The 10100-nt window shown below is 72.8% G+C and carries 12 protein-coding genes and 1 tRNA gene; 5 read left to right on the forward strand and 8 right to left on the reverse strand.

Annotated features, from left to right (window positions below):
* The first annotated feature begins 56 nt into the window (after nucleotides 1-56).
* Nucleotides 57-1358 carry a lactate racemase domain-containing protein gene (locus ACFFCA_RS19235; protein WP_375487802.1) on the forward strand — a complete coding sequence of 434 codons (1302 nt, stop codon included), beginning with the start codon at nucleotides 57-59 and terminating at the stop codon, nucleotides 1356-1358.
* Nucleotides 1359-1361: 3 nt separating this feature from the next.
* On the opposite strand, the gene ACFFCA_RS19240 is transcribed toward ACFFCA_RS19235, so the two are convergent.
* From ACFFCA_RS19240 to larB, 4 genes are read right to left on the reverse strand one after another with little or no spacing between them, the layout of a single operon-like run.
* A complete protein-coding gene (locus ACFFCA_RS19240; protein WP_375487804.1) occupies nucleotides 1362-2735 on the reverse strand; it encodes a mannitol dehydrogenase family protein in 1374 nt (457 codons plus the stop codon).
* Entirely contained in the window at nucleotides 2732-4138 is a 1407-nt protein-coding gene (gene uxaC / locus ACFFCA_RS19245; RefSeq protein ID WP_375487806.1) for a glucuronate isomerase, read from the reverse strand. Before uxaC ends, ACFFCA_RS19240 begins: the two co-directional genes overlap by 4 nt.
* Complete coding sequence (gene larC / locus ACFFCA_RS19250; RefSeq protein WP_375487808.1) at nucleotides 4135-5352, reverse strand: nickel pincer cofactor biosynthesis protein LarC; 1218 nt, start codon at nucleotides 5350-5352, stop codon at nucleotides 4135-4137. The genes uxaC and larC overlap by 4 nt, the downstream gene beginning before the upstream one ends.
* Before the next feature lie 22 nt (nucleotides 5353-5374).
* The gene (larB, locus tag ACFFCA_RS19255) at nucleotides 5375-6049 is read right to left on the reverse strand and encodes a nickel pincer cofactor biosynthesis protein LarB (protein ID WP_375487810.1); all 675 of its coding nucleotides are present in this window, start codon (nucleotides 6047-6049) and stop codon (nucleotides 5375-5377) included.
* A gap of 9 nt (nucleotides 6050-6058) precedes the next feature.
* Between larB and larE the strand changes: the two genes are divergently transcribed.
* Both larE and ACFFCA_RS19265 read left to right on the forward strand, forming a co-directional pair.
* Nucleotides 6059-6937 carry an ATP-dependent sacrificial sulfur transferase LarE gene (larE, locus tag ACFFCA_RS19260; protein ID WP_375487812.1) on the forward strand — a complete coding sequence of 293 codons (879 nt, stop codon included), beginning with the start codon at nucleotides 6059-6061 and terminating at the stop codon, nucleotides 6935-6937.
* 43 nt (nucleotides 6938-6980) lie between these two features.
* Entirely contained in the window at nucleotides 6981-7331 is a 351-nt protein-coding gene (locus ACFFCA_RS19265) for a hypothetical protein (protein WP_375487814.1), read from the forward strand.
* Between the two features lie 95 nt (nucleotides 7332-7426).
* Here ACFFCA_RS19265 and ACFFCA_RS19270 read toward each other — a convergent pair.
* Nucleotides 7427-7500 (reverse strand) — tRNA-Ile (locus ACFFCA_RS19270).
* A gap of 169 nt (nucleotides 7501-7669) precedes the next feature.
* Here ACFFCA_RS19270 and ACFFCA_RS19275 point away from each other — a divergent pair.
* Together ACFFCA_RS19275 and ACFFCA_RS19280 are read left to right on the forward strand one after the other, a co-directional pair.
* A complete protein-coding gene (locus tag ACFFCA_RS19275; protein WP_375487816.1) occupies nucleotides 7670-7927 on the forward strand; it encodes a hypothetical protein in 258 nt (85 codons plus the stop codon).
* Complete coding sequence (locus ACFFCA_RS19280; RefSeq protein ID WP_375487818.1) at nucleotides 7927-8130, forward strand: CsbD family protein; 204 nt, start codon at nucleotides 7927-7929, stop codon at nucleotides 8128-8130. Before ACFFCA_RS19275 ends, ACFFCA_RS19280 begins: the two co-directional genes overlap by 1 nt.
* A gap of 119 nt (nucleotides 8131-8249) precedes the next feature.
* Here the strand turns inward: ACFFCA_RS19280 and ACFFCA_RS19285 are convergent, their stop codons facing one another.
* From ACFFCA_RS19285 to mftD, 3 genes are read right to left on the reverse strand one after another with little or no spacing between them, the layout of a single operon-like run.
* On the reverse strand, nucleotides 8250-8708 hold the full coding sequence (locus tag ACFFCA_RS19285; protein ID WP_375487820.1) for an SRPBCC family protein: 459 nt from the start codon (nucleotides 8706-8708) through the stop codon (nucleotides 8250-8252).
* A complete protein-coding gene (locus ACFFCA_RS19290; protein WP_375487822.1) occupies nucleotides 8701-8895 on the reverse strand; it encodes a hypothetical protein in 195 nt (64 codons plus the stop codon). The genes ACFFCA_RS19285 and ACFFCA_RS19290 overlap by 8 nt, the downstream gene beginning before the upstream one ends.
* Nucleotides 8896-8897: 2 nt before the next feature.
* A complete protein-coding gene (gene mftD, locus ACFFCA_RS19295; protein WP_375487824.1) occupies nucleotides 8898-10067 on the reverse strand; it encodes a pre-mycofactocin synthase MftD in 1170 nt (389 codons plus the stop codon).
* Between the last annotated feature and the right edge of the window lie 33 nt (nucleotides 10068-10100).

The following is a 10100-nucleotide window of genomic DNA, read 5'->3' on the forward strand; positions in this document are numbered from 1 at the left end:
CCCCCAGGACCCCACCCACCTTGTCGACGGCTCGACGGTGACGGCACAGTGACACAGTGACCGAACGAGCCGACACGGTGACCGAACGAGCCGACACGGTGACCGAACGAGCCGCGACCATCGGCGGACCCGGGCAGGTGCTCTCCGCCGAGCAGGTGCAGGCGTTCGTCGCCGACCAGCTCTCCCGGGCCGATCTCGACGGCCGCTCGGTGTGCGTGCTGGTCCCCGACGCGACGCGCAGCTGCCCGCTGCCCCTGCTGCTCGGGGCCGTCCACGGCGCGCTGGCCGGGCGCGTCACCCGGCTCACCGCGCTGGTCGCGCTCGGCACCCACAGCGCGATGAGCGAGGCGCAGCTCGGCGGGATGCTCGGCTACCCGCCCGGTGACGTGCAGTCGGTCTATCCCGGCATGACGGTGCGCAACCACGAGTGGTGGCGGCCGGACGCGCTCGTGTCGGTGGGGACGATCGGCGCGGACCGCATCGCGGAGCTGTCGGACGGGCGCCTGCACACCGCGGTGGACGTGCGGCTGAACCGCGCGGTGGTCGAGCACGACGTCACCCTCGTGGTCGGGCCGGTGTTCCCGCACGAGGTCGTCGGGTTCTCCGGCGGCAACAAGTACTTCTTCCCCGGAGTCGCCGGCCAGGAGATCATCGACCTCTCCCACTGGCTCGGCGCGCTGATCACCAGCGCCGAGATCATCGGCACGCTGGGCGTCACGCCGGTGCGCGCGCTGATCGACGAGGCGGTGTCGCTCGTTCCGGCCGACAAGCTGGCGCTGTGCGTCGTCCCCGAGTCCGGAACCGGTGCGCTGCACGCGATGTCGTTCGGCGACACGGCTTCGGCGTGGGCCGAGGCCGCCGCGGTGTCGGCGCAGACCAACATCACCTACCTCGACGCCCCGGTGCACCGCGTCCTGTCGCTCGTGCCGCCGAAGTACGACGACATGTGGACGGCGGCCAAGGGCTTCTACAAGGTGGAGCCGGTCGTGGCCGACGGCGGCGAGGTGATCATCTACGCGCCGCACGTCACCGAGATCGCGGCCACCCACCCCGAGATCCATGACATCGGCTATCACTGCCGCGACTACTTCGTGAAGCAGTGGGACCGCTTCTCCGGCGTGCACTGGTCGGTGCTCGCCCACTCGACGCACCTGTGTGGAGCAGGCACCTGGGACGAGCACGACGGCGAGCGCGACCGCGTCACCGTGACCCTGGCGACCGGCATCCCCGAGGACGTCGTGCGCGGGGTGAACCTGAACTACCTCGACCCGGCCGCCGTCGACCTGGCAGCGGCCGAGGCCGACCTGGACACCTTCGTCGTGCCGAACGCCGGCGAGATCCTCTTCCGGTTGCGGTAGTCGTCACCGCCGGACGTCGGCGGTCAGCTCCTCGACCTGTGCCGCCACCGCGTCGACCAGCGCGTCGTCCGCGCCGAGCCGGGGGTCGAGCACGTCCAGCAGGCGCGGCACCGCGTCCGCGAGCGGCCCGGCCGCAGGCTCGAGCAGGTCGTCCGCCCGCACGTCCGTCACCGGTGCACCGAACCCGCGCACGGTGCAGATCCACGCGGCGAGGATGCGGGTCGCGGCCAGGGGCATGCGGCCCGCGTCCCGCTCGGCACGCAGGACGGGAAGGACCCGGACCGTCAGCTTCTGCGACCCGTCCGCGCCGATCTGGGCGAGCAGGTGACGGATGCGCGGATTGGCGAAGCGCTCGACCAGAGCCGCGCGGTAGACGGCGACGTCGTGGTCGGGCTGCGGGAGGTGGTCGCGCGCCAGATCCCACCACTGCTCCAGCCAACCGCGGCAGGTGTCGTCGGCGACAGCCTCGGCCACCGTTGCGTGGCCGCGTACGGAGCCGCCGTAGGCCAGCAACGAATGGCCACCGTTGAGCAGCCACAGCTTGCGATGCTCGAACGGGGTCACGTCGTCGGTGAACATCGCGCCCACGTCGTGCCAGGCCGGGCGGCCGGCGGGGAACGCGCCGCTGAGCACCCACTCCGCGAAGGGTTCGGTGACCACGGGGGCGGCGTCGTCGACGCCGGTCGCCGCTCGCACGGTCTCGAGGTCCACCGGCTCGGTACGTGGGGTGATGCGGTCGACCGTCGTCGTCACCACCGACAGCGATGCGTCGAGCCAATCGGCGAGCGAGGGGTCGAGCAGCGCGACCAGCTCGCGCACGACCCGGTCGAGGAGCGCGCCGTTGCCGGGCAGGTTGTCGCAGGGCACCAGCGCCAGGGGTCCAGCGTCGGCCGCGCGGCGGGCGAGCAGGCCGGCGACCAGCCGGGCCGGCGCCGTGCGCACCGCCGCGGACCGGTCCTTGCGCAGGGCGGCGAGGTCGGCCTGGACCTCGGGCCGCTCCGCGTCGAGGTTGCCCTCGCCATCCACCAGGTACCCGGCCTCGGTGACCGTCAGGGTCACGGCCGCGACGTCGGGCGAGGCGAGGTAACCGAGCCACGCGGCGTGGTCGTCCCCGGCGTGCGCACGCGCGATGCTGCCGACGACGTCGAAGGTGTCGTCCTCGGCGGCCCGGCCGACCAGCGTGTACAGCCCGTCCTGCGCAGCCAGCAGCTCGGGCGTGCCACCGCTGCGGCCGGCGAACGCGGCGTAACCCCACTCGGCGGCGTCGGGCGCGCGGTCGGTGTACCAGGCCTGGTGCGCGCGGTGAAAGTTGCCGAGGCCGAGGTGCACGAGCCGGACCGGTGGCGCGGCACCCGTCCGGCGCAGAAACGCGTTCACAGCTTGAACACCGTCTTGGGCTGACGCGACACGAGGTTGATCGCGGTGTCGACCGCCTCGTCCTCGGTCAGGCGGTGCTCGACGACCAGACGTGCGAGGTTACCGGCCTCGACGCGCCGGGCCATGTCGTGACGGGCCGGGATCGAGCAGAACGCACGCGTGTCGTCGACGAAGCCCGACGTGCGGGTGAAGCCGGCGGTCTCGGTCACTGCGGCCCGGAACCGGCGCATCGCGTCGGGCGCGTCCAGGAACCACCACGGCACCCCGACGTAGACCGACGGGTAGAAGCCGGCCAGCGGGGCCAGTTCCCGCGACCACACCGTCTCGTCGACGGTGAACACGACGAGGTGGAACCCGTCCGCCGTGCCGAACCGCTGCAACAACGGTCGGAGCGCGTCCGTGAACTCCATACCCAGCGGTATGTCCGCGCCGACGTCGGCGCCGTACCGCTCGAAGGTGGGCGTGTGGTGGTTGCGGCGCACGCCAGGATGCAGCGTCATCACCAGCCCGTCGTCGCACGACATGCGGGCCATCTCAGTGAGCATGTGCCGGCGGAACGCGGTCGCCTCGTCGACGCTCGCCCGACCGGCCAGCGCGTCTCGATAGATGCGTGCGGCCTCGGCCGGCTCCAGCGGGTCGGTCCGTGCGTCCGGGTGGCTGTGGTCGGCCGACACTGCGCCGTGCTCCACGAAGTACCGGCGTCGCTGCTCGAGGGCCTGCAGGTAGCCGGCGTAGTCACCGGTGTCGACGTCACCGGCTGCGGCCAACCGGCCGACCGCGTCGACCCAACCGGGGTCCGCGGGCTCGAGGTACGCATCGGGGCGGAACGTCGGGATCACCCGCCCGTGCCACGTCGGGTCGTCGGCCAGGGCGCGGTGCTCCGACAGGTCCGAACACGGGTCGTCGGTGGTGGCGAGCACCGAGATGCCGAAGCGCTCGTACAGCGCGCGCGGCCGGAACGCCGGGTCGGCCAGGGACTCGGCGAGGCGGTCGAAGATGGCGTCCGCGGTGTCTGCCGACGGCGCCGTGTCGACGCCGAAGATGTCGACGAGCTCGGCCTCCAGCCAGTAGCGGACGGGCGTGCCGCGGAACACCGCCCAGTGCTCGCACAGCAGCCGCCACGCATGCCGGGCCGCGTCCTCGGACAGCTGTCCCTCGCCCACGCCGAGCGCGTCGAGCGAGACACCGCTGGCGTGCAGCAGGCGGGTGACGTAGTGGTCCGGGGCGATGAGCAGCGAGGCCGGGTCCGGGAACGGGGCGTCGTCCAGCAGCAGCTGCGGGTCGACGTGACCGTGCGGGCAGATCAGCGCGAGGTCGCGCACCGCGCCGTAGATCGTCCGGGCGACGGCCCGCTCCCCCGGGTCGGTGGGCAACAGCCGGTCGTCGTCGAGGGTGAGCCTCACGTGTCCTGGCCCGGCTCAGGGAGGTGCACCGCTGCTGTCACACGTCGCAGTATCTCTGCCGCCGGAACGCTGAGTGCGTCCGCGGCCGCCCTAACGTCGTCGAACTCGGGTTGCGCCGTGGTGACCGCGCCGTCGAGCAGGCCCCGCTTGACGGCGACGGGGTGGCCGTCGACGTCCACGGTGACGGTGTCGCGGGGCAGGGCACGGCGGGCCACGCCGTGCACCCGTACCCCGAGCGTCGTCGTCGCGCGGACGAGCTCGCCGAAGGTCGCGTCCAGCGCGTCGGGCGGCACGAGTGCGGTGACCACGTGGCCGGGACGGCCCTTGCGCATGAGCACGGGGGTCAGCCACGCGTCGTGCGCCCCGGTGGCGACGAGCCGGTCGAGCACGTCGGGCCACAGGCGCGGGTCCAGGTCGTCGACGGTGGCCTCGAGCACCTGCAGCTCGTCCTCACGCCACCGGTTCGCCGACGTGGTGACGGCGTCGCCGATGACCACGCGCAGCAGGTTGGGCCGGTCGGGCGGGTCGGCGCTGCCGGCGCCGCTGCCGTGGGCGCGGACGACGAGGTCGGGCAGGTGTCCCCACCCGGTGGCGAGGGCGGCCAGCAGCGCGGCGCCGGTGGGCGTGCACAGCTCCCGGTCGCCGGGCCCCGCGCCGACTGGTGCTGCGGCCTCGGTGAGCAGTTCGAGGGTGGCGGGCACGGGCACCGGCAGCCGGCCGTGCTCGGTGGCCGCGGTGCCGCCGCCGAGCGCCACCGTGCTGACGATGCGGGCCACCCCGTCGGCGAGCAGGCCCAGGGTGTCCAGTGCGACCGCACACCCGACCACGTCGGCGAGGGCGTCGAGGGCGCCGACCTCGTGGAAGTGCACCTCGCCGACGTCGACGCCGTGGACGCGCGCCTCGGCGCGGGCGAGACGGTCGAACACGTCGCACGCAAACGCGTCGGCTGCCGGCGGCAGGTCGGCGGCGGTGAGCAGCTCGGCGATCTCGGCGGGCCCGCGCCGCACGTCGGCAGTTGCGGTGGTGACAACGGCCTGGGTCGCGCGCAGCCCGTGCCGGCGGACGGCCGCGGCCGCGATCTCGATGGGCTCGACGCCGAGCCGGCCGACGACGGTGCGCACGGCCTCGAGGTCGGCACCGGCGTCGAGCAGCGCGCCCAGCAGCATGTCGCCGGCCGCACCGTGGGTCGCGTCGACCCAGAGCGCGTTACTCACGCCTTGGCTCCACGAGCTTCGCTCACGGCCGCGGCCGCAGCATGCGCGCGACGGCGGCCGCGGCGCCGAACCCGTTGTCGATGTTGACCACCGTGACGCCCGGGGCGCAGGCGTTGAGCATGGTGAGCAGCGCGGCGACACCGCCGAAGGACGCGCCGTACCCGACGCTGGTGGGCACGGCCACCACCGGGCACGCGACGAGGCCGGCGACGACGCCGGGCAAGGCGCCGTCCATGCCGGCGACGGCGATGACCGCGTCGGCATCGACGATGCGGTCCCGTTCGGCGAGCAGGCGGTGCAGGCCGGCCACACCGACGTCGACGATCAGGTCGGGTGCGACGCCGTGCACCTCGAGGCCGGTGGTGGCCTCCCGCGCGACGGGCAGGTCGGACGTGCCCGCGGCGACGACGGCGACACGACCGGTGAGCGCGAGCTCCGGCCCGAGCACCACGGTGCCGGCCAGCTCGTCGATCCGCGCTCCGCCCAGTTCTCGTGCCGCCGTCAGCACCTCGACCGGGCAGCGGGTGGCGAGCACCGGACGGTCGGGGTGTGCGGCGGCGAGGTGGGTCAGCGCGGTGAGCGTCTGCTCGGGTGTCTTGTGCGCGGCCAGCACGACCTCGGGGGCGCCGGTGCGGGCGAGCCGATCAAGATCCAGTCGGGCAAATCCCAGGTCTTCGACGCCGGGGTCGTGTGCCACGCTGTCACGATGTCAACGAACCGAGAGCAGCGTCAAACCGCTGCCCGGTTGCTCTCCTGGTTCGCGGACCGCGCCCACGTCGGCGGGCCGGTCGGTGGACGCGTCATGGTCGCGTTCTCGGGCGGCGTCGACTCCGCGCTGGTGCTCGCCGCGGCCGTGCGGGCGCTCGGTGCCGACCGGGTCGTGGCGGCCACGGCCGTCTCGCCGGCGCTGCCCAGCGGCATGCTCGCCGATGCCGCGGCGTTCGCGTGTTCGCTCGGGGTCGAGCACGTCGAGGTGCCGACGCGCGAGATGGACGTCGAGGGCTACACCCGCAACGGCCACGACCGCTGCTACTTCTGCAAGGCGACGCTCGTCGACGCCCTCGGTGCCGTCCTCGACGTTGCGTCGTACGGCTCCGACCCCGTCGTGCTGACCGGAACCAACGCCGACGACGTCGTCGCCGGCTGGCGGCCGGGCATCCGGGCCGCCGCCGAGCGCGGCGCCCTGACGCCTCTCGCCGACGTTGCGATGAGCAAGGCGGACGTGCGCACGCTCGCCCGGTTCTGGGGGCTGCCGGTGTGGGACCGCCCCGCCAGCCCCTGCCTGTCGAGCCGGGTCGCCTACGGCGTCGCCATCACCCCGGCGCGGTTGGCGCGCGTCGACCGTGCCGAGATCGAGGTCCGCGCGCTGCTGACGCGGGCGGGCATCGACTCCCCCGATTTGCGGGTGCGTGACCTCGGCGACACGGCCCGCATCGAGGTCGCGGCCACCGCCGTCGACGACACCCGCCGCAGCGGGGCGGTCGACGCGGTCCGCGCAGCCGGCTTCGACGGCCTGGTCACCGTCGAGGCGTTCACGTCCGGCCGGTTGAACGCCGTGCTGCCTGCTTCGCTGCAGCACGCGTAGGCCCACCTGTTCGATTTAGTCGGCCAGTCTGTTCTAATCGGTTGTGGCCCCGTCCGTGCGCGCCGAACTCACCGGCACCCTGGCGCACCTGCACGCCTGGGGCCGCGACCCGACCGGGACGTGGTGGGCGCTCGCGTCGTGGTCGGCCACCGGCACCAGCCCGGACGGCGGCCAGCGTCCGCTGAAGCGGTCGGCGTGGTTCCCGGCCCGCACCGTCCACGCGTCGCCCTACGCCGGTGCCGACACCTATCGAGCCCTGGTCCGTCTGGCCCTGGGTCCGGACCCCGCCGACTGGCCGTGGCTGCACGTGCTGCCCGGCAACGTCTACGAGCACCTGGGCCGGGTCACGACGCCGATCGGCCGCAGCACCGCCAACGGCTCCGCGTACGGGTGAGCCCTCGCGCGACGGTGTTGCATCTGCCGGCGAATTGCCGGCGTGTCCGCCGGTGGCTGCTGCACCGTCGGCGCGAGAAGATGATCTTCATGGTGTGGGGCGGGCGGGGCTCGAACCCGCGACCCAGGGATTATGAGTCCCCTGCTCTGACCAGCTGAGCTACCGCCCCGAGGCGGCCCTCAACCTAGCGCAGCACGGTCGACAACTACGTCGTGCCGGGTCGCGGCGGCGTGCACTTCGCGGGCCGATGGGTCGCCCGTCACAGCGTGTGTGGACCTCCCCTACTGGCGGGTAACCCAGACAGTAAGAACCCGCCCACGAAACGAGATGAGGCACCAGTGCAGATTCCCCGGATCGACCCCAAGAACCTGACCGGCCTGGCCGACAAGATCATCGGCCTCGGCAAGGAGATCTTTGGCACCGTCACCAACCAGGACCGCCTCACCAAGGCCGGACAGGTGCAGCAGGAGAAGGGCACCGAGCGCCTCGAGGCCGTCAAGGCCCAGGTGCAGTCCGACGCGCACGAGACCAAGGCCAAGACTGCCGACCGAGCGCAGCAGAGTGCACAGAAGACCAAGGAGAAGGTGAACAGCTGATGGGTATCGGCGAGAGCATCAAGGGCGCTGTGAAGCAGAAGGCCGGCGACCTGACCGACAACGACAACCTCGAGGCCGAGGGCGAGGCCCAGCAGACCAAGAGCGAGGAAGAGACCAAGGCCAGCAAGGACCAGGCCGCAGCGCAGGCGCACGAGAAGAAGGCCGACGCGCTCGAGCAGGAGCAGAAGTCCCTCGAGGACTGAGCACCTCAGCCAGACTTTCAGCAGCGCCCGGGCTCCGGCCCGGGCGCTGCTGTGTTCAGCCCCTGATCTGCGGAGACTTCTCCGCGCCCGTCACGGCGAAGTCTTCAAAGGTCGAATCGTCAGGTGACGAGGCGCTCCAGCCGCTCGAGCGTCTGCGCCATGTCCCGCTCGGGATCGCCGGCCAACGGCCGCACCAGCGCACGGTTGCGCTCCGCGCGCAGGTCCCAGGTCTCGGTGACGCGCGTACCGCCATCCACCGGCTCGAGCTCGTAGCGCCACGTCCGCCCACCGATGAACCACGGCAACGGCAGGGTCAGCGGACGCGTCTGCCAGGCGATGACGCGGCCCGGCTCGAACTCAGTGACGGTGCTGCGCGTCGAGTACGCGAACCCGCGCCGCATGTGCATGTCGAACGACGACCCCGACGTCAGCGGCCGGTCGGACGCCCGGACGCCGCGCACCGTGCCCGACCCGTCGATCTCACGATGCCGTTCCGGGTCGGTGAGCACCGCGAAGATCGCCTCGGGCGGCGCGGGAATGATCCGCTGCGCCGACCGGACATAGCCGTCGTCACTCATCGTCGAGCCTCGGCCCGGTGGTGCCGCTGGTGGCCCACACCGTCGGTTCCTTCGGCGCGGCGTTGCGCCGCCGCCGCCGCTCCACCGCGGCACCCGCGACGATCGCACTCAACGCGGCGACCCCGATCATCGACTGCACCGGCGAGGGCAGGTAGCGGGCCACCCCGCGGACGTCCGGACGCGCCACGCTCAGACCCCCAGAGCGCGGGCGAACTCGTCCGGCACCAGCACGCTCGAGCGGTCGAGGTCGTGCACCGAGCTCAGCCCGAGCCCGAGCAGCGCCGAGTCGATGCCGCCGCGCAGCACGTCGAGCACGTTCTCCACGCCGGCCTGCCCGTTGGCGCCGAGGCCCCAGAGGTACGCGCGTCCGATCATGACCGCCCGCGCGCCCAGGGCCAGTGCCTTGACGACGTCGGAGCCGCGCCGGATGCCGCCGTCGAGCAGGATCTCGAGCTGGTCCCCGACGGCGTCGGCCACGGCCGGCAGGCACCGGATCGTCGCCGGCGTCCCGTCGAGGTTGTTGCCGCCGTGGTTCGACACCGAGATGGCGGTGGCACCCGCATCAACCGCGCGCTTGGCGTCGTCCACGCGGGTGACGCCCTTGAGCATGAACGGGCCGCCCCACGTCTCGCGGATCCACGCGACGTCCTCCCACGACGGCGCGGGCGTCTGCATCCATTCGCCGTAGACACCGAAGAAGGTGGGCGCGGGCTCGCCGGGGTTCTGCATGTTCGGCACGGTGAGGTCGGGGATGCGGCCGGTCCTGACGAACGCGGCCAGCCACTTGGGGTGGGTCAGCGCCTCGGGGGCGAAGCGCATCGCCTCCTTGACGGTGAGGCGCTCGGGGATGTGCGGGCTGCCCCAGTCGCGGCCCATCGAGAACGACCAGTCGAGCGTGGCGATGAGGCCGACGGCGCCCGCCGCCCGCGCCCGCTCGATGCGCTCGGTGATCTGGTCGCGGGTGCCGGACCAATAGAGCTGGAAGAACGTCTGCGGGTTGGCGGCCGTCACCTCCTCCACGGGCTTGCTGGCGAAGGAACTCAGGCCCATGGCCGTGCCGCGCGCGGCGGCGGCGCGGGCCACGGCCACCTCACCGTCCGGGTGCACGGCCTGCACGCCCGTCGGCGAGATGATCACGGGCAGGGCGATGTCCTGGCCCAGCACCGACGTGGCCAGCTCGCGTTGGCTGTGGTGTCCCGCGGTGTGCGGCGCGAAGCCGATCTCGTCGAAGGCGCCGATGTTGTCGGCGATCGTGAGCCCCCGCTCGGAACCGGCCACCAGCGCGCTGTACACGGACGGGGGCAGTCGCTTCTTCGCGCGCCGTTGCGCCTCGGCCACGGTCTCGAACCATGCGTTCACTGGGGGGTCTCCTTCGTCGGGACGGGCGGGACG

The sequence above is a fragment of the uncultured Jatrophihabitans sp. genome (assembly GCF_964252635.1).
GTDB lineage: Bacteria > Actinomycetota > Actinomycetes > Mycobacteriales > Jatrophihabitantaceae > Jatrophihabitans.